Annotated in this window: 19 protein-coding genes; 13 read left to right on the top strand and 6 right to left on the bottom strand. The window is 56.9% G+C overall.

The genetic code is table 11. From position 1 onward, the window contains the following. The first annotated feature begins 68 nt into the window (after nt 1-68). The 8 genes from J4E00_RS05500 (at nt 69) to J4E00_RS05465 (ending at nt 8,788) form a co-directional block, all read left to right on the top strand. A complete protein-coding gene (locus J4E00_RS05500; protein ID WP_208174066.1) occupies nt 69-881 on the top strand; it encodes a glycogen/starch synthase in 813 nt (270 codons plus the stop codon). Beyond that, the gene (locus tag J4E00_RS05495; protein WP_208174064.1) at nt 865-2,373 is read left to right on the top strand and encodes a DUF4270 family protein; all 1,509 of its coding nucleotides are present in this window, start codon (nt 865-867) and stop codon (nt 2,371-2,373) included. Before J4E00_RS05500 ends, J4E00_RS05495 begins: the two co-directional genes overlap by 17 nt. Nucleotides 2,374-2,455: 82 nt before the next feature. Further along, nucleotides 2,456-4,291, top strand: a complete 1,836-nt coding sequence (gene glmS / locus J4E00_RS05490; protein WP_208174062.1) for a glutamine--fructose-6-phosphate transaminase (isomerizing) — start codon at nt 2,456-2,458, stop codon at nt 4,289-4,291. 51 nt (nt 4,292-4,342) lie between these two features. Continuing rightward, nucleotides 4,343-5,827: a DUF6056 family protein gene (locus J4E00_RS05485; protein ID WP_208174060.1), complete on the top strand. Its 1,485-nt coding sequence runs from the start codon at nt 4,343-4,345 to the stop codon at nt 5,825-5,827. An 81-nt stretch (nt 5,828-5,908) separates the two neighbouring features. After that, nucleotides 5,909-6,292 carry a Rid family detoxifying hydrolase gene (locus J4E00_RS05480; RefSeq protein ID WP_208174059.1) on the top strand — a complete coding sequence of 128 codons (384 nt, stop codon included), beginning with the start codon at nt 5,909-5,911 and terminating at the stop codon, nt 6,290-6,292. A gap of 58 nt (nt 6,293-6,350) precedes the next feature. Further along, complete coding sequence (locus tag J4E00_RS05475; protein WP_208174057.1) at nt 6,351-6,542, top strand: hypothetical protein; 192 nt, start codon at nt 6,351-6,353, stop codon at nt 6,540-6,542. A gap of 148 nt (nt 6,543-6,690) precedes the next feature. Continuing rightward, the gene (gene gltX / locus J4E00_RS05470) at nt 6,691-8,238 is read left to right on the top strand and encodes a glutamate--tRNA ligase (RefSeq protein ID WP_208174055.1); all 1,548 of its coding nucleotides are present in this window, start codon (nt 6,691-6,693) and stop codon (nt 8,236-8,238) included. Nucleotides 8,239-8,392: 154 nt separating this feature from the next. Continuing rightward, complete coding sequence (locus tag J4E00_RS05465; RefSeq protein WP_208174053.1) at nt 8,393-8,788, top strand: hypothetical protein; 396 nt, start codon at nt 8,393-8,395, stop codon at nt 8,786-8,788. 102 nt (nt 8,789-8,890) lie between these two features. On the opposite strand, the gene J4E00_RS05460 is transcribed toward J4E00_RS05465, so the two are convergent. Next, complete coding sequence (locus J4E00_RS05460) at nt 8,891-9,502, bottom strand: toxin-antitoxin system YwqK family antitoxin (RefSeq protein WP_208174051.1); 612 nt, start codon at nt 9,500-9,502, stop codon at nt 8,891-8,893. 172 nt (nt 9,503-9,674) lie between these two features. On the opposite strand from J4E00_RS05460, the gene J4E00_RS05455 reads away from it, so the two are divergent. After that, nucleotides 9,675-10,457, top strand: coding sequence for a TIGR00266 family protein (locus J4E00_RS05455; RefSeq protein ID WP_208174049.1), 783 nt, complete (start codon nt 9,675-9,677; stop codon nt 10,455-10,457). Nucleotides 10,458-10,476: 19 nt separating this feature from the next. Here the strand turns inward: J4E00_RS05455 and J4E00_RS05450 are convergent, their stop codons facing one another. The 3 genes from J4E00_RS05450 to lptB all read right to left on the bottom strand — a co-directional run bounded on the left by J4E00_RS05450 (nt 10,477) and on the right by lptB (nt 13,264). Further along, nucleotides 10,477-10,716, bottom strand: a complete 240-nt coding sequence (locus J4E00_RS05450) for a hypothetical protein (RefSeq protein WP_208174047.1) — start codon at nt 10,714-10,716, stop codon at nt 10,477-10,479. A 134-nt stretch (nt 10,717-10,850) separates the two neighbouring features. Further along, entirely contained in the window at nt 10,851-12,401 is a 1,551-nt protein-coding gene (locus J4E00_RS05445; RefSeq protein WP_208174045.1) for a GH3 auxin-responsive promoter family protein, read from the bottom strand. A 131-nt stretch (nt 12,402-12,532) separates the two neighbouring features. Then, entirely contained in the window at nt 12,533-13,264 is a 732-nt protein-coding gene (gene lptB, locus J4E00_RS05440; protein WP_208174043.1) for an LPS export ABC transporter ATP-binding protein, read from the bottom strand. Between the two features lie 151 nt (nt 13,265-13,415). Between lptB and J4E00_RS05435 the strand changes: the two genes are divergently transcribed. The 3 genes from J4E00_RS05435 to J4E00_RS05425 all read left to right on the top strand — a co-directional run bounded on the left by J4E00_RS05435 (nt 13,416) and on the right by J4E00_RS05425 (nt 16,781). After that, nucleotides 13,416-14,744, top strand: coding sequence for an OmpP1/FadL family transporter (locus tag J4E00_RS05435; RefSeq protein ID WP_208174041.1), 1,329 nt, complete (start codon nt 13,416-13,418; stop codon nt 14,742-14,744). Between the two features lie 27 nt (nt 14,745-14,771). Next, nucleotides 14,772-16,145: an SGNH/GDSL hydrolase family protein gene (locus J4E00_RS05430; protein ID WP_208174039.1), complete on the top strand. Its 1,374-nt coding sequence runs from the start codon at nt 14,772-14,774 to the stop codon at nt 16,143-16,145. A 168-nt stretch (nt 16,146-16,313) separates the two neighbouring features. After that, a complete protein-coding gene (locus J4E00_RS05425) occupies nt 16,314-16,781 on the top strand; it encodes a lipocalin family protein (protein WP_208174037.1) in 468 nt (155 codons plus the stop codon). On the opposite strand, the gene J4E00_RS05420 is transcribed toward J4E00_RS05425, so the two are convergent. Beyond that, nucleotides 16,778-17,746: a YpdA family putative bacillithiol disulfide reductase gene (locus J4E00_RS05420; RefSeq protein ID WP_208174035.1), complete on the bottom strand. Its 969-nt coding sequence runs from the start codon at nt 17,744-17,746 to the stop codon at nt 16,778-16,780. The genes J4E00_RS05425 and J4E00_RS05420 overlap by 4 nt on opposite strands. A gap of 129 nt (nt 17,747-17,875) precedes the next feature. On the opposite strand from J4E00_RS05420, the gene J4E00_RS05415 reads away from it, so the two are divergent. Continuing rightward, nucleotides 17,876-18,790 (top strand): class I SAM-dependent methyltransferase, encoded by a 915-nt coding sequence (locus J4E00_RS05415; RefSeq protein WP_208174033.1) that lies wholly within the window; start codon nt 17,876-17,878, stop codon nt 18,788-18,790. A 193-nt stretch (nt 18,791-18,983) separates the two neighbouring features. Here the strand turns inward: J4E00_RS05415 and J4E00_RS29980 are convergent, their stop codons facing one another. Continuing rightward, complete coding sequence (locus J4E00_RS29980) at nt 18,984-21,092, bottom strand: alkaline phosphatase (RefSeq protein WP_208174032.1); 2,109 nt, start codon at nt 21,090-21,092, stop codon at nt 18,984-18,986. Between the last annotated feature and the right edge of the window lie 27 nt (nt 21,093-21,119).

Raw genomic sequence — 21,119 nt, 5'->3', positions numbered from 1 at the left:
CGCTCAAAATTGTTTAATTTTGTGCACCCATAGCATGGCCTTGTCCCATTCTCTTCAATAATTCCTTTATGTCGAAGCTACGAATCCTTTACGCGGCCACCGAAATTGACCCATTTCTGCAGACCACGAAAGTGGCTGAGATGCTCCGGCGCCTACCCGCCAGCATGCAGGAGATGGGCTGCGAAATTCGCATTTTCGTGCCTCGTTTCGGCATTATCAACGAACGCAAGAACCGGCTGCATGAAGTAGTGCGCCTGTCGGGCATCAACATTGCGGTAGGCGACGACGAAAAGCCGTTGGTTATTAAAGTGGCGTCGATTCCGACCGCCAAGCTGCAAGTTTACTTTATCGATAACGAAGATTATTTCCACCGCAAGTCGGCTTTGGTCGACAAAAATGATAAGTTTTATGCGGATAACGACGAGCGCGCCATCTTTTTTTGCAAAGGTGTGCTCGAAACGGTAAAAAAACTGGGCTGGTCGCCCAACATTGTGCATTGCTCCGACTGGATGACCGGCCTGATTCCGCTCTACCTAAAGACGACCTATAAGAAAGACCCGGTATTCAAGGATGCCAAATCGGTGTTCTCGATTTACAACAACGAGTTTGACGATAAATTTGAGGGCAACATTCTGGAGAAAGCCAAAATGCTCGACATTGACGATGCCATGCTGGCTTCGTTGAAATCGGCTGATTTTAGCGGCTTCATCAAAATGGGCATGGAGTATGCCGATACCGTGGTGCGGTCCGACGAGGACTTTAGCGAAAATATGAACGGCATGTTCCATGAGTACGCCCTCAACAACAAGCTTAGCCAGGTAGCTACTGATGAAAACCTGCACTCTTCTTACCTAGCGCTCTACAATGAATTGGCTAACTAGCCGCGGTGCTCCTCTGGTAGCTTTTGTCGCCCTGGCCCTCACGGGCTGCGACACGGGTACGGCCCTGAACGTGGACCTGCCCGATACCACATCGGTGAACACGCAATACCAGGACTTGCCTTTGAGTGCCTCGACTGTGCGTCTGGCCCCGGTGCACACCCTGAAAACGGACCACTATCTGGTGGGCTGCCTCGAAGACAATGTGGCGGGCAAAACCACGGCCAACGCCTACCTCAACGTGCTGGATGCAGCAGCTATTACGGCTGTTGGCGGTAGCGTAACCGACTCTCTGCCTTCCACCGTGGCCACGCCGGCTGCGCCCGCTGTAATCGATTCGGTGGTAATGGTGATGGGGTTCGACCAAGTGTACGGCAGCACAACCACTCCCGCCCGGTTCGATATTTACCAGCTGCAGGCCCCGCTCGACGACCGGCAGGTGTACGATGCCAGCATGGCGCAGCCAGCAACGGTAATTGCCACCAACGTAGCCAGCCGCCTCAACCGTACGCAGCAAGTGATTGTGACAGCTGCTGTTGCGGCCACAAATACTACGGCGGCCATTCCGGCTGTTACCTCCACTGCTTCCGACCCCACGGTGCGCCTGTTGTTGCGCCGCCGTGCGGCTGGGGGTGCCATTACGGAGGTTCCCTCACCCTATATTGATGGCATCTTCACGCAGCTTACTCAGGCAGGCTTCAAACAATCCACGCTGAACGGCCTACTGAAAGGGCTGGCTATCAAACCCAATACTACGTATCGAAGTGGAATTGTGGCCTTTAGCCGGGGCTACCGCCAGCGCATGATATTCTACTATCACACCGATGCGACTACCCGCCGCTCGTACTCCTTCTACTTTGGTCCCGTATTCAGCAGCCTGAACCTGTCGGGCAGCAGCGACCCGCGTTACTACACCGAGATTAAGAATGAGTTTCCAACAAATCTGTTGGCACTGGACAACCGGACGGGGTCAGTTAATCCATCGGTGCTCAATGGCCTGAGCTATGCGCAGGAAGGCACGGGCCTGGCCACACGCATTTCATTTACCGGCCTTTCGGACTTAATAGCTGCTGCTACTACAGGCGGCCTGACCATCAACCGGGCCGAGATTCGCGTGCCTGTAAAACCCTATACCAACGCGCTATTTCAGAATCCCAATCTGCTGTATGGCGTAGAGGTTGACGCCAGCAATAATGTGCTGCAGCGCGTGGTCAACTTTATTCCGACCGACCGGGTAGTACAGGCCGACGGCACCGACCAGACGGGTGTTGGGTCGTATGCAGCCGGCGGCCTTGTCGATGCTCTTACCAACCAGGCTTACTATAGCTTGCCCATCACCAGCTACCTGCAGGCTTATCTGTATGACAAGCTTGGCGGCAACCCGACAGCCTTGGTATTGGCCCCCAGTATCCAAGCCTCAAGCACGTTAACCCTGAACCGGGCAGCGCTCGATGCAGCGAACATTAAGCTGCGCGTATATTACTCCAAACGCTAGTTACCTGGCCCGCTCCCATAGCCACTTGGTATGGGAGCGGGCCAGTGTTTTTCTTTTTCATTAGAACTTAACCATTCCTGCCATGTGCGGCATTGTTGCTTACCTGGGCCATCGTGAGGCCTGCCCCATTATCCTCAAAGGCCTGCACCGGCTCGAATACCGCGGCTATGATTCTGCGGGCGTGGCCCTGCTCAACGGCGACCTCACCGTTTACAAAAAGAAGGGCAAGGTCAGCGACCTCGAAGCGTTTATTTCCCAAAAAGATACCCACGCCAATGTGGGCATGGGCCACACCCGCTGGGCAACTCACGGCGAGCCTAACGACGAGAATGCTCACCCCCACTATTCTACTTCGGAGCGCATTGCCATCATCCACAACGGCATTATTGAGAATTATGCGGCTCTGAAAACGCACTTGCAGTTGCAAGGCCACGTATTCCATTCCGATACGGATACGGAAGTTTTCGTAAACCTGATTGAAGAAATTCAGAAGCAAAACACCTGCTCACTGGAAGAAGCGGTGCGCTTGGCATTGCACGAAGTAGTAGGTGCCTACGCTATTGTGGTGCTCAGCAAGGATGCGCCTAACCAGCTCATCGCGGCTCGTAAAGGCTCGCCGATGGTGATTGGCATTGGCGAAGGCGAATTTTTTATTGCCTCGGACGCCACGCCAATTATCGAGTATACCAACGAAGTGGTATACGTGAATGACTACGAAATCGCCGTTATTCGCGATGGCCAGCTGGAAATCCGCAGCAAGGAAGACGTGAGCCAGACTCCCTATATCCAGAAGCTGGAAATGGAGCTTGACTCCATCGAAAAAGGTGGGTATGAGCACTTCATGCTGAAGGAGATTTTCGAGCAGCCACGTTCTATCCTCGACTCCATGCGCGGCCGTCTGGAGCTGGAAGCTGGCCACCTGAACATGGGCGGCATCCGAGCCTACGAGCAGAAGTTTGTGAACGCTCAGCGCATCATCATCGTAGCCTGCGGCACAAGCTGGCACGCCGGCCTAGTAGCAGAGTACCTGATTGAGGACCTGGCCCGCATTCCGGTAGAAGTAGAATACGCTTCTGAATTCCGTTACCGCAACCCAATTATTACGGAGCGCGACATCGTTATTGCCATTTCGCAAAGCGGTGAAACCGCCGATACGCTGGCTGCTATTGAGCTGGCCAAGAGCAAGGGCGCCACTATTTTCGGCGTGTGCAACGTTGTAGGCAGCAGCATCGCCCGAGCCACCGACGCCGGTGCCTATACCCACGCCGGCCCCGAAATCGGCGTAGCCTCAACCAAAGCCTTCACAGCCCAGGTAACGGTATTGACCCTATTAGCCATGATTATGGGCCAGAAGCGCGGCACCATCACCGATACCAAGCTGCGCGAGCTGATGGTGGAGCTGGAGACGATTCCGGCCAAGGTGAGCAAGGCGTTGGAACTGGACACGGAAATCCGTGCCATTGCCGAAATCTTTAAGGATGCCACCAACTTCCTGTACCTAGGCCGGGGCTACAATTTCCCGGTTGCCTTGGAAGGCGCCCTCAAACTCAAGGAAATCAGCTATATCCACGCCGAAGGCTACCCAGCCGCTGAGATGAAGCACGGCCCTATTGCTCTGATTGACGAGAACATGCCGATGGTGGTAATTGCTACCCGCGACAGCTCGTACGAAAAAGTAGTGAGCAACATTCAGGAGGTGAAAGCCCGCAAGGGCCGCATCATTGCCATTGTGAGCGAAGGCGACACCGTGATTCCGCCAATGGCCGAGTTTGTGATTGAAGTACCTCATACCAGCGAAATTCTGATGCCGCTGGTGTCGGTGGTGCCGCTGCAATTGCTGAGCTACCACATTGCCGTGTTGCGCGGCTGCAATGTGGACCAGCCCCGCAATCTGGCCAAATCGGTAACGGTAGAATAAGCGTCCTGGCAGTCCGATAGGACTAGCTTGAATACGCTTTCGCCTTTTCCAATGAGCAGTTCCACTAGTTTGGTTACCCGATTTTTTCAACGCCACCAAAACCTGCTGACTACCATCAGCGTGGTTTTGGTGGCGTTGCCATTTGTAGCCCTCTCCTACTACAATCACCCTTCGCTCGACGACTTTCTGGATGCGGTGACGGTGCAACGACTGGGATTCTGGGAGTCGCAGAAATATTTTTACCTCAACCACACGGGGCGCTACGCCACTACCGTCTTACTGGCACTAGTAAACCCGCTACTGTATGGCCACATGGAGGGGCACTGGTGGATAGTAGCGCTAGGCTTTATTCTGGGCACATTTTTCACGTTTCGGCTTTGTATCACACTCTTGCCGGGCGTTTCTGGGCGCGCCGCCTGGTTAGGAGCCAGCATACTATTAGCGATGTGGCTGGCTTATGCGCCGGGGCAAGCTGAAGGGCTTTATTGGTTTACTGGTGCCTACACGTATGTAGTGACGGGGTGGCTGCTGCTGCTGTGGCTGGTATGCCTGGGGCACTACGCAATTGCCCGGCAAGCCAAGAGGTCCACCGCCGGCTGGCTGATTTGTCTGGTCATTCTGACGGTTGCTATTGCGGGTTCGACGGAGCCGGTAGCCCTTCCTTTTTTGCTGATACTACTAGCCTATGGAATGTTAAGCTGGTGGCACAACCGTAGTTGGGTATTGCTATTAATGGCAGGCTTGACGGCCGTTGGCTGCATCGTTTCGTTTTCGGCACCGGGCAATTTTGTGCGTATGCAAAGCATGGACGAGTCATTTGGCTTAATCAAAGCCTTGGCTTACTCTCTCTTCACCACTGCCTACTTACTCCTAACCTGGATTGGCAACCCGGTACTGCTGGCTCTTTCGGCCCTCATACTGCCGGTGCTCTACCGTGCAGCTCAGCAGCGTGAGCACCTATTAGTGGCGGTGCTGGCCCGCTTTCCGGCCGGATGGCTGACCATTGGACTGGGTTTGTTGCTGGCAGCCGCCAATTGCCCGGCCTACTATGCCAGTGGCACCGGCCTGCCGTTGCGCGCGCGAACGACTCTTTATATGTTGTTTCTGGTTGCTTGGTTTGGGGTGCTGCTAGCTTGGTGCTGCCGTCAGATACGCCAAGGCCAGCCATCTGGGCTGCTTCAGGAATTGGCAACCGGCCGACTGGCCCCACTGTGGGTTAGCTTACTGGTCCTGTTTTTCTTTGCCGACTATAACGTCCAGACACGCCGACACCTGCTGGGCTTTGGCAGCAACAATGTACTGCGTGCTTACCAGCAGTGGCTGGATGGCGAAGCCGCCCGCTACGATGCGGAGCTTCGGACACGCTACCAGACGATGAAAACCGGTGGCCCCGTGGTCGTTATCCATCCGTTGCGCAATAAACCGGAGCTGTTGTTCAGCTTCGGCGTGGCAGATGTGGGCTCGCGGGAAGCCCTAAATGGCTATGGCCAATATTTTGGTGTGCCCCGCATCGTTGTTGCGAAGGATAGTCTTTGAGAAACTATCAGCCTCATGTATTTATACTGTATGTGAGCTGCAGGCTGTTACTTTGGCATAAAAGCACTCAATCCTTGCATCATGGCTCACCAGATTATTCTCACCGACCAAGCCCCCGCGCCCATTGGGCCCTATTCGCAAGCAGTAAAGGCGGGCAACACCGTATATGTATCGGGCCAGATACCGCTCGATGCCGCCGGCCAACTGGTGCCCGGCGACGTAGCCGCCCAAACCCACCAAGTGCTACAAAACCTGACCGCTGTGCTGGCTGCCGCTGGCCTGGCCCTCACCGATGTGGTAAAGTGTAGCATCTTCGTGAAAGACCTGGGCAACTTCGCTGTCGTCAACCAAGTGTATGGTTCGTACTTCGATGAGGCCGTGGCCCCGGCCCGTGAAACGGTGGAAGTAAGCCGCTTGCCCCGCGATGTGGAAGTGGAAATTTCCTGTGTAGCAGTAGGAGCATAATATCCTGGCTGGCGGGGCGTTGACACGAAAATCATTCGCCCCTTTTTTCCCAGCTTTTATGAAAGAACTTGGACTCGGCTTGCTCATTATTGGGCTTATTTCATTGGTACTGCCGCTGATTAACCCCAACCTGCACTACGCTTTTCTCACTTGGATTGAGAACTGGGGCACCACCATGGCCTGGATAATTAGGGGTGGTATCGCCTTGCTGGGCTTGGTGCTATGGCTGGGCTTCAAGAACCGGGACTGATGTAGCAGAGACAGGGGGCCTTTGCGAGCAAACAATAATAAGGTTGCTGTTCATAGCTCTTTGCCCACTGCTCATTGGCAACTGCTAACGGCCCTTCGCCTTACCTTTGCGGCGCGTTCCGAACCCCGGGGCGCGCTTTTCATTTGCCATGACTGAGAGAGAAGTTCGAGTGCGTTTTGCGCCCTCGCCCACCGGACCGCTGCATATCGGCGGCGTGCGCACCGCACTATACAACTACTTGCTGGCCCGCAAGCTGGGCGGCAAGATGCTACTCCGCATCGAGGACACCGACCAGAACCGCTTCGTGCCCGGCGCCGAAGAGTATATTCTGGAAGCCCTAGCTTGGTGCGGCATCGTGATTGACGAAGGACAGGGCGTGGGCGGCCCCCATGGCCCCTATAAGCAGAGCGAGCGCAAGCCCATGTACAAGCAGTACGCCGACCAGCTTATTGCCGACGGACACGCCTACTACGCCTTCGACACAGCCGAGGAACTGGACGCCATGCGTGCCCGCTTACAGGCTGCCAAGGTGCCCAATCCGCAGTATAACTCTATCACCCGCGCCCAAATGCGCAACTCCCTCACCCTACCCGAGGACGAGGTGAAGGCACTGCTCGACGGTGGTGCACAATACGTGATTCGCTTGAAAGTCCCTCGTAAAGAAGAAGTTCGCTTTCAGGACTTGATTCGCGGCTGGGTGGTGGTGCATTCGAGCGCCATTGATGACAAGGTGCTGATGAAATCGGACGGCATGCCGACCTACCATCTGGCCAACATCGTGGACGACCATTTGATGGAAATCTCGCACGTAATTCGGGGGGAGGAATGGCTGCCCTCGGCGCCGCTGCACGTGCTGCTCTACCGCTATCTGGGCTGGGAGAAGACCATGCCGCAGTTTGCCCACCTGCCCCTGCTGCTCAAGCCCGATGGCACCGGCAAGCTGAGCAAGCGCGACGGCGACCGCCTCGGCTTCCCCGTATTCCCGCTGGAGTGGCACGGCACCGACGCCGATACTGGAGAAGCCACCATCAGCCGCGGCTACCGCGAAGACGGCTACCTGCCCGAAGCACTGGTGAACTTCCTGGCTTTCCTGGGCTGGAACCCGGGCACCCAGCAGGAAATTTTTTCTATGGATGAGCTGATTCAGGCCTTTTCCATTGAGCGTGTGAGCAAGTCGCCGGCCAAATTCGACCAGAATAAGGTGAAGTGGTTCAACGAGCACTACCTGCGCGCCAAATCCAATGCCGAGCTAGCGCCCTACCTGCTGGATGCCCTGCACGAGCACGCCATTGTAGGCTCACAGGAGAAAGCCGAGCAGATTGTAGGCGTGATGAAGGAGCGTGTAAGCTTCCCGAAAGACTTCTGGCAGGAGGCTAAATACTTTTTCCAGGCTCCTACTGAATACGATGAGGCCGTTGTCAGCAAGAAGTGGAATGCGCCGGTGGCTACCGCCCTCACGGCTTATGCAGAAGCCTTGCCCGGCGCCCCCGAAGTTTCGGCCGAAGGCCTGAAAACCTTGTTCAACGACACGATGGCGGCGCAGGGTCTCAAGCCCGGCCAGGTACTACAGGCCCTTCGTGTGGCCGTAACCGGCGCTGCTGCCGGCCCCGACCTGTTCGAAACACTAGTCATTTTGGGCGTGTCCGAAGTAGCTGAGCGGCTGCGTGGAGCCGTTGCTACGCTGCACACAGCTTAGCAACGGCTGCGCAAAGGCTCCGAATGAAGACCTTTTACAAAAAGAGGCTGGTCGGTGCCAGCCTCTTTTTGCGTGTAGGCTGACCATCGGTGGCCACTTCCCGTATTATTTTTCGTAAAGCTGCAGAACTTCTTTTTGCTCTACTTTCTCCGTCATGGCCAAGAAACCCGTCAAACCTAAAAAAGCCGCCGCCGACCCCAACAAAAAAGCCCGCGTCCATAAGGAATTGGAAGGGTTCGAAATCGGGGTAAATCCGCTGGGCGAAATCACCTCTAATTACAGCATCGAGCAAATCAACCAGTTTCTGGGACGGCATGTGCGCGATAAGAAGTTGGTGGACCGTGCCGGCCAGTTTGGCGAAAAGCCCGGCCCCGGCGAGAGCGAAGACGATGCTTTCCCCATTGAGGACGGCCACCACGAAACGGAGCCCGAAGAATCGGAAGAGGACTTCATCAAGCGCACCAGCCGCGAAGCCAAACGCAAGAAAACCGTAGACGACCCCGAGAAGGAAGCCGCTGAAACCCGTAGTGAGCTGCCCTCCGACGAGTAGGATAGAACGAGTACCCCGGATTTTTCATTTGGCCCATCAGGACGTCATTGTTCAGGCGGGCCAAATGGGAAATCCGGGGTACTCGCTTTTGCGGCCTCAATCCTACAGCGTATTGGTTGTGCCGGTGCGCAAGCCTTTTTCGAAGCTCTCTACCTTAAGCAGTTGGCCATCGGCGTAAGTTTCGACGCGGGTTCGCTTTTCATTGTCGAATATTTCAACCTGCGTCAGCTTGCCATCCTCATACGTTTCGGTGCGGACCTGCTTGCCGTCTTCATATGTTTGGACACTGGTAATCTGACCGTTGACATTATAGCTCGTCCAGGGGCCGTACCAGTAGAAGCGTGGTTGCCGGTCTTTGCCGGTCACCCACTGGGCGTGGCCCTTACGGGCTACCTGCCCGCCGGGGTGCCAGTACGTCACCTCACAAAATCCGTCGCGCTGGTACTGTTCCGAGCGGTCGAGCTTGCCGGTCGGGTCGTAGTAGCTGAACGTTTTCACCGGCCGGCCGTGCTTGTAGCGCCCGGCCGTGAATGGCTGTTTACTGCCATCATCGTAGTACGTGCGCCAACGGCCGGTTTCGAGACCGTGCCGGTCGAAGCGGTTGGGCTTCCAGAAACCATGGGGACCATAGTGGCGGGTTGCCGGCAGCGAGCCTGCGCAGGAACTTAGCAGAACCGTACCACTCAGAAGCAAGAGAAACGAAGGAAGACGCATATGCAGAGAAAGTTGGGACTAACTATAAAGTTAGTTTGAAACCCTTTGGTAACGCTGTACCCGCAAATTATTGCAGTTCCAAGCCTAAAGTTTTGCGCAGTTGCTTTCGCAATATTGCCGCCCCACTATCTTTGACTCAAGCAACCCAATAACTGTCCCATCTCCTCCTGCTATGACTTCGCACGACGTTGACTACCGCATCCTAGGCTCCGACATTCAGGTACTCGAAGTCGAGCTCGACCCCAATGAAACAGTTATTGCCGAAGCCGGCGCCATGGTGTACATGGACGAGGGCATCGCCTTTGAAACCAAGATGGGCGACGGCTCCGAGCCCGACCAGGGCTTTATGGGCAAGCTATTTTCGGCGGGCACGCGCCTGATTACGGGCGAGTCGCTGTTTATTACCCACTTCACCCACCGCGGCGGCTACGGCAAAAGCCGGGTAGCCTTCTCGGCTCCTTATCCCGGCACCATTATTCCCATTGATTTGCGCGATTTGCCTGCTGGCCTTATCGTGCAAAAGGACGGCTTTCTGGCTGCCGCACGGGGCACTAAAATCAGCCTGCACTTCAACCAGAAATTAGGAGCTGGTCTGTTTGGCGGCGAAGGCTTTATCCTGCAAAAGCTTACCGGCGATGGCAAAGCCTTTGTGCACGCCGGCGGCACTATCATCGAGAAACGCCTCAATAACGAATTGCTGCGGGTGGATACTGGCTGCGTAGTTGCATTCGAGCCGGGCATCGATTTTAGCGTAGCCCGCGCCGGGGGACTCAAGTCGATGATATTTGGGGGCGAGGGGCTATTGCTCGCCACACTGCGCGGCACCGGCCGCGTCTGGATTCAGTCGATGCCCATCAAAAAACTAATCCAAGCACTGGCACCCAGTGGCGGCAATGCGCAAAAAGAAAGCGGCAGCGTACTCGGCGGCCTGCTGGGCGGCATTTTGGACGAATAAGCGACGCGGCGAGTTTTATTTATTGCCCGGTTGGTAGGGAAGCGGCTTCAACGGCACTGCGTTCCGCAACTCCCTGGGCCATAAAGCCGATGGCAATTAACAGCAGAATGGCGACGGCTCCGGCCATCCACATCAGAAACTTGCGGTCCTTGGATTCGTCGTACTTTTTGCGGTCAGCCAAACGCCGCTGCTGACGGGTTTTGTACGGACGCTTATAGACCGCTTTTTGGCTTACGGAAGCTTCGGGGATATAGGTCATGGGTGGGATTGTTACGGTAATATTACATAATATTATTTGATAACAACACAACATTTTCGGCAAAAAAGCGCCTACAGCCCACCAAATTATGGTTTGGCTCCGCCAACGTTTTTTTTGACCTATTAAGTTGACCTTTAGGGCCGGCTGGCAGCTATCGTGGCAACTTGCAGCACTGCTTCCAGCACTTCCCGTGAGTTGAGCAGGCGAGGCACTTTGTGCTGGCCGCCCAGCTTGCCCTGCCGCGCCAGCCAAGCCTCGAAGGTGCCGCTTGGCACGGCCCGCAGCCGAGGCGGCGCCAAGGCCAGGCTACGGTGACGCTTGGCTGCATAATCGGAATTCACTTCGCATAGCGTGGCGTCGAGCACGGCCCCAAAACGGGTGAGGTCGGGGCTGACGGTATTGGGCGCAAACTCAACCAGCCACTCGTGCCCGCCGCGCGAGGTAGCACTATCGGCTGTGAACCAGACCGGGGCAGCCGTGAAGTCGCGCACGGCTGCCCCAGTCGCCTCGCTGGCAGCGGCTACGGCAGCCTCGGCGTTCTCAATCACCACTTCTTCTCCGAAAGCGTTGAGGAAGTGTTTGGTACGCCCGGTGATGCGCACCCGGTAGGGTGCCAGCGAGGTGAAGCGCACCGTATCGCCCACCACATAGCGCCAAAGGCCCGCATTCGTACTGATAACCAAGGCATAGGGGCGATGCAACTCTACTTCGGTCAGCGGCACGGGGCGTGGGTCGGGCGCAGCCCACTGGTCAGCAGGCAGAAATTCATAATAGATTCCGTGGTCGAGCAACAGCAGCAGGTCTTCGCTTTCAACTTGGTCTTGCAGCGCGAAATAGCCTTCCGAAGCATTATAAATCTCGAGGTAGCGCATACGCGCATCGGGCACAAGCTGACGAAACAGCTCCCGGTAGGGACCAAATGCCACAGCCCCGTGCAAAAACAAGCGCAGCTGCGGCCACACCTGGGTGATATTGTCGGCACCGGCCAGGGCTACCACCCGGCGCAGCATTACTACCATCCAAGTGGGCACGCCGGCCAGCACCCGCACGTCCTGGCGCAGCACGTGTGCAGCAATGCGCTCAATCTTTTCCTCCCATTCATCCAGTAGGGCCAGTTGGAGCGGCGGCGTGCGCAACTGCTCGGCCCAGGAAGGCAACTGCGCCATGATAACGGCCGATACATCACCCGCCCGCGAAGCCCCCTCCTGTTCCCGAAACGGATTGGCCGTGTGCGCTCCACCCAATGACAATGTTTTGCCGGCTAGCAGGCGCTCCCGTGGGTACAAGTGCGTGGACAGGGCTAGCATGTCGCGCCCGGCGCGGTAGTGGCAGTCGTGCAGTGCCTCAGTTGTGACGGGGATGTACTTGCTGCGGGCATTGGTAGTGCCGCTGCTTTTGGCAAACCAGCGGGGCCGGCCGGGCCACAGCACGTTGGTCTGGCCACGCAGCACTTTTTCCAGCTCTGGGTACAACTGCTCGTAGGTATTCACGGGCACGCGCCGGCCAAAGGCAGCCACCGTCATTTGCTCCTGAAACCCGTAGCGCTGCCCCCACTCGGTACCCTGTGCGCGGCGTAGCAGCCCACGCAGTAAGCGGGCCTGCACCTCGTGCGGCTGCTGCCGAATACGGGCCAGCCGGGGCAGGCTGCTCCATTGAACGGCATGAGCAAGTAGCTGGTCGAGCATAGGCAAAAGGCAATTAAAAATTAAAAATGAAGAATTAAAAATGGCTCAACGCAGGGCCCTGGCAAAAAGCCGAGCAGGCGGTTGGCACGGCTCCAGCTTTTTATTTCTTAATTCTTCATTTCTAATTGCCCCTACACGTTGCGCTTCAGCTCGAAATTTTTGCCCAAGTACACGCGGCGCACGGTTTCGTCGCCGGCCAACTCTTCGGCGGTGCCGGCTTTCAGGAGCTTGCCTTCGAACAGGAGATAGGCCCGGTCCACAATGCTAAGGGTGGAGTTTACATCGTGGTCGGTGATGAGCACGCCGATGCCACGGTGCTTAAGCTTGGCCACGATGCCCTGAATTTCCTCCGTGGCAATGGGGTCGACGCCAGCGAAGGGTTCATCAAGCAGCACGAATTTGGGGTCTACGGCCAGGGCACGAGCTATTTCGGTGCGCCGGCGCTCGCCACCGCTCAGCACCTTGCCCAAATTTTTGCGTACGTGGCCTAAACTAAACTCCTCGAGCAGCTCCTCTACTTTGGCTTGGCGGGCCTCCTTCTTCATGCTGGTCATTTCGAGCACGGCCATGATGTTTTCTTCTACACTCAAGTCGCGGAACACGCTGGCTTCTTGAGCCAGGTAGCCCACGCCCAGCCGCGCCCGCTGGTAGATGGGCATAGTAGTTATCTCGGTAGTGTCTAGAAATATCCGTCCCGAATTAGGCTTCACCATGCCCACCATCATGTAGAAGCAGGTGGTTTTGCCAGCGCCGTTGGGTCCGAGCAGCCCTACGATTTCGCCCTGCTCTACAGTCACCGACATGTCGTTGACGACGGTACGGGCTTTGTATTTCTTGATAAGATGGTCGGCGCGAAGAATCATATGGACAAAGGTACGGGCTGGCGGCGGGGAGTGAAATCACGCAACAAACGTTTGGAATCGCAGAAATTATTCTGCTTGCCTAATAATTGACTTGAAATTTTCCGTTACTTTTAACCCCATAGAACCTTACCCACCTAACATTCTTACTTGTATGGTCATTAAAAAATTACTCCTCACGGGGGGCGCGCTGCTACTCGGCGCGTCAGCGGCATCCGCCAGCGGCTTCCAGGTTAATCTGGGCGGTCAGAAAAATAACGGCATGGGCGGGGTGGGCGTAGCCCTGTCGCTCGACCAGGCTGCCATGTTCTACAACCCCGGCGCACTGGCCATGGTGCGCGACAATGGGGTGCAGGTAGGGGTAAACTTTGCCATGCCCCGCAACTCATTCATCGCCGAGAGCGGTGGCGCCCAGAGCCAACTGCGCAACAAGATGGTCACTCCAGTTAATTTCTATGCGGCTTTTGGCCCCAAAGAGGGCAAGTGGAAAATCGGTATCGGAGCCAACACACCTTACGGGAGCGAACTGCACTATGCCAACGACTGGCAAGGCCGTTACTCCCTCACGGACATCAATCTGCGCTCAGTATTTGCGCAGCTCACCGCCTCTTATGCCATCACACCGCAACTGAGTGTGGGAGCGGGCTTGGTGATGCTGGCTTACGGCGACGTAGACCTGCAGCGGGATGTGCCACTATCGGCCCAGAATGGAGCTCCTACACCCCATGTCACCCTTTCAGGTAAAGCCAAGCAGACATTTGGCTACAATGCGGGCATTCTCTTTAAGCCCAGCGATAAGCTGAGCGTGGGGGTGAGCTACCGTTCGCAGGTAGATGCCAAGATTGAGAACGGCGACGTGCGCTTGCGCGACGTGATTGCTTCAACGGGAGGCAATTTCACCGCTACCAACTTCAATGCCACGCTACCGCTGCCAGCTACGGCCAGTGCGGGCGTAGCCGTGATGCCAAATGAGAAGCTTACGGTTTCGCTTGAAGCGAACCTAGTGTACTGGAGCGAATATCGCACGCTGGATTTCACGTTTAGCGGCAACAACGGCTACGGCGACCGACCTGCTGCTGGCAGCACCCCAGCCGTAGCAGGTACGCCCGGCTTGCTGGGCGGCAATACTATCTCTTCGTCAAAACGCTTTTACCAAAATGCGCTGGCTTTCCGCCTAGGTGGCCAATATAAAGTAACTGAAGGCCTGACGGTGCGCGCAGGCGGCTTCTTCGACCAAGCAGCTGTGAAAGACGGCTATGTCACTCCCGAAACGCCGGATGCTGACCGCATTGGCCTATCGGCTGGGGCTTCATATGAGTTTGCCAAGCGATTTGGTATAGATGTGTCGTTCTTATATGAGGATTTCCTCAAGCGCAGCCAAAGCCAAAGCGACCTACTTAACAACGGCACGACGGACCGCGTAGCGGGTACCTATAAGACCACCATTGCCGTTCCCGGCGTGGGGCTGTACGTTAAATTCTAATTCCCACCGACTTCCCGACGCACGAACATGAAACGCTATACTACTTACTCACTGCCAGCGCTGGCCCTGCTAGGCTTGGTGCTGGGCGGCTGCCAACCCGACTTAGACGATACTCGCCCAGCAACTGATGCCGGTTCACTCAATTTTAATAGTTACGTAGCGGTAGGCAACTCCCTCACCGCAGGCTACTCCGACGGCGGCCTTTATAACGAGGCCCAAGCCACATCTTACCCGGCTCTGCTGGCTCAGCAGTTTGCTAAAACCAGCAAAGGTCCCGCATCTTTTGTGCAGCCTTCTTTTGCCACCACTCAGGCCGACGGTTCAGGCTACATCAAATTGCAAATTGTGAACGGTGCCGCCTCACCGGTGCCACCATCAGCAGCAAACAACTACTTAGATGAGAAGGTAGCTTTCACGACGCCCGCTGTCAATTTGCCTGGAGGCCGACAACTCGCCCCATATGCAGGTACTACACAACCCGATAACCTAGGTATACCAGGAATTTCGGTACTTAGCAGCTTGTCAGCACTCACGGGTGGTTTAGTACCATATGGTACGCTCAATCCTTTTTATGAGCGCCTGCTGACGACGGCTGAAAAGTCAACGAAAGACTACGTGACGTATATCGGCCAGAAAACACCAACTTTCTTCACCTGCTGGATGGGCAACAACGACGTGCTAGCCTATGCTACTAATGGTGGCGTGGTTGAAAACATCGCTCCTGGTGTTCCAAACCCGTTTGGTGACCTTACCGACACCACCCGCTTTGGTATCGGTTACCGCGCCATTCTGCGTACTATCTCTCGTAATGGTACCGTGCAGGGGGTGGCCGCAAATATCCCGAACGTAACCAGCGTTCCGTACTTTAATACGGTGACTGTAGCAGCAGTAGCGGCGGCTTTTAAAGCGCAGAATGCGGCTTCTCCGGGTGTGTTCATCGCTACTGGTCCTACAACTGCACCGGTGGTGCGCCTAGCTACCTCGGCTGATTATTTGACGCTGACTGCACAAGCCTACATTGCGGCAACGGGCGCTGGCAGCCTGCCCACCAACCCGTTGCCTAGCAAGTACGTATTGGATGCCACCGAGGCAGCAGCCGTAGTGAACCGCACTACTCAACTCAACAACATCATCGCTAAAACCGCTCGGCAGAATAAGGTACCGCTAGCTGATATGAATACCTTTTTTACTGGCATTGCCCAGCAAGGTGTAGTTACCAATGCGGTGAACAATACGGCCACGTTTGCCTCTGGCAACCTGTTTAGCCTTGATGGTGTGCACCCCACGCCTCGTGGCTACGCTGTGGTAGCCAACGAGTTCATCCGTGTTATAAACGCTAATTACGGTTCTAAAATACCCAATGTGGCACCGAACGACTACCGCGGCGTGCTGTTTCCGTAGTTTGGCTCCTGCCCAAACTCAAAAAGCGCCAGCCCGGTTTGGGCTGGCGCTTTTTTTAAGCATAACTCACAAGAATAAGCAGCTGATTTGTAGCTTATCAACTTAATTTGCAAGCCTAATGGCACGGCGAAATGCGGCTTTTTAACTTTCTCTTTCCCTCTCACTTATATGAACAAACACTACTCGTTTTTAACAAAGATTGCGCTGCTTTTTGCCGTAGCTACCGTGTTGCTCACTGGATGCGAAAAAGACATGGAAACTCCTGCCGCGAGCAAGACCAAGCTACTGACCAGCGGGCCCTGGCACATCACTGCCTACACCCGCACCACGGGTAACAGTGCCGCGGCCGACTACCTGGCCACGGCCTTCCCTACCGCTTGCGAGCGCGACGACCGGTACACGTTCAATACCAACGGCGTCGAAATCCGCACGGAGGGTCCTACTGCCTGCGGCAATAACAGCTCGCAGACCGTGGTGGGCACCTATCCCTGGAACATGGACGCGGCCCAAACCCAGCTCACCATCGGCGGCACTGCGTTCGACATCGTCCGTCTTACGGCCGATGCCATGCAACTGCGCTCGACGCGCACCAGCAACGGTACCACTATCGTCGACAACGTGACTTATGCCAACTAAGCAGCTACCTGCGCGGCCAAATGCGTGGCAATGAGCTGGGCATGGTGCCGGCCGTTCTCGATGAACCAGCGGCTGGTGGCCCGGCCGCCGCACACGGTACCGGCCACGAACAGGCCGGGCCGGGTGGTTTCGTGGGTGTCAGGGTTGAAGAGCGGGGCGCGGGCCTCGTCTTGGGGGTCAGGCTCCACCCCGAGGCGGCCGAGCAGGGCTTCATCCGGGTGGTAGCCGGTGAGGGCGTATACGAAATTGGTAGGGATGCGCAGAGGGCCATCAGGGGTGAGGGCTTCGATGGCTTCAGGAGTGATGGCGGTGACGGTGGTGTTGAAATGCGCCGTGATGCGGCCCTCAGCAATGCGGTTGACAAGGTCGGGACGAATCCAATATTTGACGGAATTGCTGATTTCGGGGCCGCGCACGATGAGCGTGACGTTGGCGCCGGCGCGGGTCATTTGCAGGGCGGCTTTGGCCGAGGAGTTTTTGGCCCCAACGACTACGACGTTTTGTAGCACGTGCTGGTAAGGCTCTTTGTAGTAATGGCTGACGTGGGGCAGGTCCTCACCGGGCACGCCCAGCGGGTTGGGAATATCGTAGAAGCCGGTAGCAACGACGACGTTGCGGGCGGGGATTTCGCCCCGGCTGGTGGTGATGGTGAAGTTGCCCTGCTCGCCTTCCAGCTTTAGCACTGTTTCGTGCAGGCGGATGTCGAGCTTTTCGGAGCGGGCCACGCGCTGGTAGTAATCGAGGGCATCTTCGCGCAGGGGCTTGTAGTGGGCCGTGGGAAAGGGGTAGCCGCCGATTTCGAGCAGCTCGGGTGTGGAGAAAAATTCCATGTTGGTGGGGTAGCCCACAATGGAATTGACCAAGGTACCTTTTTCTACAATGGCCACTTTGAGGCCTTTGCGCTGGGCTTCGAGGGCACAGGCGAGGCCTACAGGGCCGGCCCCGATAATGAGAACGTCGAGCATAATGGTGTGCCAGCTTTGGGGTGGCGAATCTTGGGCGAAGTAGCGCGAACTTTGTAGCTCGCGTCCTCGCGTTGTTGTGTACGAAATTGACCGTGCGGCAACGCGAACTATAAAGTTCGCGCTACTTCCATGCGTACCTGCGACTTGTGCGGCAGCACCGATTTTAAGAAGCTGCCCTTTTACTACGAATTTGAAGGCCAAAAGCTGCAAGGTACCCAGTGCCGCAGCTGCGCCCTGATGTTTTTGGACCCCCAGCCTACGCCTGCGCAACTGGAACGGCTCTATGGTAAGGACTATTTTACCGAGCGCCCCAACTATGACCGGACCCAGCAGGAGGTCGTGTTCATTGAAGAAGGCCAGAAGCAGGCTGCTTTAAACCAGGTTCGGCCCGACAAGTTCACGAACTATATCCTGGCCAAATATCCCGGCCGCAAGTTCCGCTACCTTGATGTGGGCTGTGGCCCCGGCTACACCCTCAAAAGCCTGGAGGCGCTGGGCTGGGAAGCCCACGGCCTGGAAATATCCGAGCACGCCGCTGACTTTGCCCGCCGCGAGCTGCACCTGCCGGTGGTGACGGGCAACATCGAAACCACCGAGGACTTCCACGAAAACCAGTTCGACCTCGCCTACATGGGCGACGTGCTAGAGCACCTCCTGTCTCCCGCCGCCACGCTGGCTAAGTTCCACCACATTCTGGAGCCGGGCGGGCTATTGGTGCTGGCCCTGCCCGCCACGCTGAACCTGCCCACAGTACGGCTGGGTTTCGCCGCCTACGGTGTGCTGGGCAAGGAGCGCAAGATGGATATTCCACCTTATCACCTCTTCGAATTCACACCTGCCACTATCACCAAAATGCTGAAAAAGCAGGGCTTTGAAGTGGTAGAGCTGCTGAACCCGGTGAAGCCGCCGAAGAACATTCGCCTAGGCGGCAGCGTGGTAGAAAAGGTCAGCAAGCTGGCCGGGCAGTACCCCACGTATTATCTGAACAAGCTGACGGGGCGGTTCGGGGACCGCATGTTTGTGGTGGCGCGGAATGTGAAGTAACGCCCCTAACCACCGTGCCCGGCGGAGCCTCCCTACCCCCTACCCCCTCTCCAAAAGAGCGGGGCCCCACGGCACAAGCGGGGTACAATTTAAAAGATGCAATGAAAAGCCCCGGCTCAAAAATGAGCCGGGGCTTTTCATTACGTGTCGTCAGGCTCCTCTCTTGGAAAGGAGTCGGGGCGAGGTTCTGGCGCTAGAGCTTAATCGTACGCTTGCTTACCACCTGGCCGTTCATGGTGACGGCGGCGATGTAGAGGCCGGCGCTGAGACGGCTGCCATCTACGGTCACGGCGTGGGCGCCGGTGCTGAAGTTCTGGTTCGTAACCACACTTTGTACGCGGCGCCCCATTTCGTCGAACAGCTCGACTGTGACGGCACCCGAAGTGGGCAGTGTGAAGGCTACATCGAACTGGTTGAGGAAAGGCACGGGGCTGAGCTGCACGCCGGTTGCTTCATCGGCTTTGCCGGGAAGGGTGCGCAGCGTGATGGTGTTGAAGAAGCTGGTCAGGCCGAGGAAGTTGGCCATGATGGGCGTGATGGAGGTATTATCCAGCAGGCCCTGGCCAGTGATGGCGGCGGCGTAGGTTGAGGTATTGGTGTTGTCCTCGGCGCCTACCCAAATGTCCTGTGGGGTGTGGTTGCCGGGCGTGCCGCCCTGGTTGGAGCCCACACCGGTGCTGGCGCGGGTGCCGTTGCCGTTGGTGAGGGGGTTTGAGCCGTAGGCCACCACGATGCGCTTGCCCGTGGCTGAAGCCGGCTGTGGGTAGTCCTTGCCCTGAAAGTTATTCATCACATAATCAGGAAACCAGCCGCCCGCGCCGCCATCGCCGCGCACCAGGTTGGTGGGGGTGGCGTAGCCAGCTTCGGCTGCTACCGACTTGCCAATCTGGCCCGAGTAGGTCCGGATTTTGGTACCGTTGGTCTGGGCATCGGCCTCATCGTGCAGGCCAGTCACCGCAAAGCCGCCGCACTCGTGGTCGGAAGTACTAAAAATCAGGGTTTTGCCAGTAGTGGAAGGCGTAGTCAGCAGGGCGCGGCCCTCAGCCACAGCATAGTCGAAAGCCATTACCTCCTTAATCATGTAGTCGGAAGCGTACACGTTGGTGGTGCGGACTGTGGTGGGCGTGGCCACGTAGTTGGCTTCGCCGCCACCCGGCGCGTAGGTGGGCTTGTCAGAATCCACCGTGTACTGGTTGCCGCCGGCGGGGTTGGCTACCACCGAGATACCGCCGGTGTTGGCGTGCTCCAGGTGGTCGATGCGGCCGGCCTCCACCATCAGGAAAAAGCCTTTGCCATTGCTCTTGGCCTTCAGCACTTCGATGGCCATGTGGGTCATTTCGGCCAGCGAGGGCTCCCAGGCGGCGCTGGTCTGGCGGTCTTGCTCGTAGTTGACGTGCGAGGCGTTGAACAGACCGAGCAGCTTCTTCCCACCCACGCCGTACTGGCTGAGGTTAATGTTGTTGAGGGCATCGCGGCTGTTCACGTAGCCGTAGTTGCGCTGGTTCACCGCGTAGCTAACCAGGTCCACATCGTCGGCGCGGTTGCCTTTGAGGGTGGCGGCTACGCCGGTTCCGGGGTCGATAATGGCCGTGCCGTTGCGGTCCACGATGGTTTCGTAGGAGCTGGCCGCTGTGCGGGTGCGGGGCATGAAGTGGCGGGCGCCGCCGCCAAGAATTACGTCCAGCTCCACGCCCACTTTGGGGGTCGGCAACACCCAGTCGCGGGCCGCCGTGTAGCGGTACGAGGTGGTGGGGCTGCTATTGAAAATGGCTTCGTACTGCGGCTGGGTAGAGGCAATGTACTGGGCCGCAATGTAGTCCTCCAGGTCGCGGTACCAGATGTGGCTGGCGAAGGCGGCTGGCGTGGCGTGCGTGATGCGGGCGGTACTCACTAGGCCTACTGCATAACCTTGCTTTTTAGCGTTTTCCAGGATGGTTTCGATGGAAGCGCCGGTGGCGGGGTTCAGCGAAATCACCTCATTGTCTTGCTTGCCGGGCTTGCCGCAGGCGTACACCGATGCACCAGGTGCCGAGTCCGTAATCCAAGAGTTCAGCGAGTGCGTGGTAACGGTAGCATTGTATTTCAACTTATCGAGGTTTAGCACCTGAAATCCGGCATCGGACGGGAAGCGCTTGCCCGTGGTGCCCTGGCCCATGGCCATGCGCGCCGCCGTTTTCGGGGCCAGCCCGAAGCCGTCGCCGATGTAAATGATGACGTTGTTGTTGGCCGCCTGAGCGCGGGCTTCCTGCCCGGCCAGCGCCGCCAGCACCAAGCCGCTGCTGAGTAAAATTTTCGCTTTCATAAAAGCCGGTTAAATATTGATGAGTGG

It is taken from the genome of Hymenobacter negativus (assembly GCF_017571495.1).
GTDB lineage: Bacteria > Bacteroidota > Bacteroidia > Cytophagales > Hymenobacteraceae > Hymenobacter > Hymenobacter negativus.
Note: the sequence above shows the minus strand (reverse complement) of the source record. Positions and strands in the feature narration are given on the sequence as shown.

Excerpts from the sequence above, each read along its gene's own strand:
- J4E00_RS05500 (WP_208174066.1), top strand. The coding sequence starts at position 69 with ATGTCGAAGCTACGAATCCTTTACGCGGCCACCGAAATTGACCCATTT.
- J4E00_RS05495 (WP_208174064.1), top strand. The coding sequence starts at position 865 with ATGAATTGGCTAACTAGCCGCGGTGCTCCTCTGGTAGCTTTTGTCGCC.
- glmS (WP_208174062.1), top strand. The coding sequence starts at position 2,456 with ATGTGCGGCATTGTTGCTTACCTGGGCCATCGTGAGGCCTGCCCCATT.
- J4E00_RS05485 (WP_208174060.1), top strand. The coding sequence starts at position 4,343 with ATGAGCAGTTCCACTAGTTTGGTTACCCGATTTTTTCAACGCCACCAA.
- J4E00_RS05480 (WP_208174059.1), top strand. The coding sequence starts at position 5,909 with ATGGCTCACCAGATTATTCTCACCGACCAAGCCCCCGCGCCCATTGGG.
- J4E00_RS05475 (WP_208174057.1), top strand. The coding sequence starts at position 6,351 with ATGAAAGAACTTGGACTCGGCTTGCTCATTATTGGGCTTATTTCATTG.
- gltX (WP_208174055.1), top strand. The coding sequence starts at position 6,691 with ATGACTGAGAGAGAAGTTCGAGTGCGTTTTGCGCCCTCGCCCACCGGA.
- J4E00_RS05465 (WP_208174053.1), top strand. The coding sequence starts at position 8,393 with ATGGCCAAGAAACCCGTCAAACCTAAAAAAGCCGCCGCCGACCCCAAC.
- J4E00_RS05460 (WP_208174051.1), bottom strand. The coding sequence starts at position 9,502 with ATGCGTCTTCCTTCGTTTCTCTTGCTTCTGAGTGGTACGGTTCTGCTA.
- J4E00_RS05455 (WP_208174049.1), top strand. The coding sequence starts at position 9,675 with ATGACTTCGCACGACGTTGACTACCGCATCCTAGGCTCCGACATTCAG.
- J4E00_RS05450 (WP_208174047.1), bottom strand. The coding sequence starts at position 10,716 with ATGACCTATATCCCCGAAGCTTCCGTAAGCCAAAAAGCGGTCTATAAG.
- J4E00_RS05445 (WP_208174045.1), bottom strand. The coding sequence starts at position 12,401 with ATGCTCGACCAGCTACTTGCTCATGCCGTTCAATGGAGCAGCCTGCCC.
- lptB (WP_208174043.1), bottom strand. The coding sequence starts at position 13,264 with ATGATTCTTCGCGCCGACCATCTTATCAAGAAATACAAAGCCCGTACC.
- J4E00_RS05435 (WP_208174041.1), top strand. The coding sequence starts at position 13,416 with ATGGTCATTAAAAAATTACTCCTCACGGGGGGCGCGCTGCTACTCGGC.
- J4E00_RS05430 (WP_208174039.1), top strand. The coding sequence starts at position 14,772 with ATGAAACGCTATACTACTTACTCACTGCCAGCGCTGGCCCTGCTAGGC.
- J4E00_RS05425 (WP_208174037.1), top strand. The coding sequence starts at position 16,314 with ATGAACAAACACTACTCGTTTTTAACAAAGATTGCGCTGCTTTTTGCC.
- J4E00_RS05420 (WP_208174035.1), bottom strand. The coding sequence starts at position 17,746 with ATGCTCGACGTTCTCATTATCGGGGCCGGCCCTGTAGGCCTCGCCTGT.
- J4E00_RS05415 (WP_208174033.1), top strand. The coding sequence starts at position 17,876 with ATGCGTACCTGCGACTTGTGCGGCAGCACCGATTTTAAGAAGCTGCCC.
- J4E00_RS29980 (WP_208174032.1), bottom strand. The coding sequence starts at position 21,092 with ATGAAAGCGAAAATTTTACTCAGCAGCGGCTTGGTGCTGGCGGCGCTG.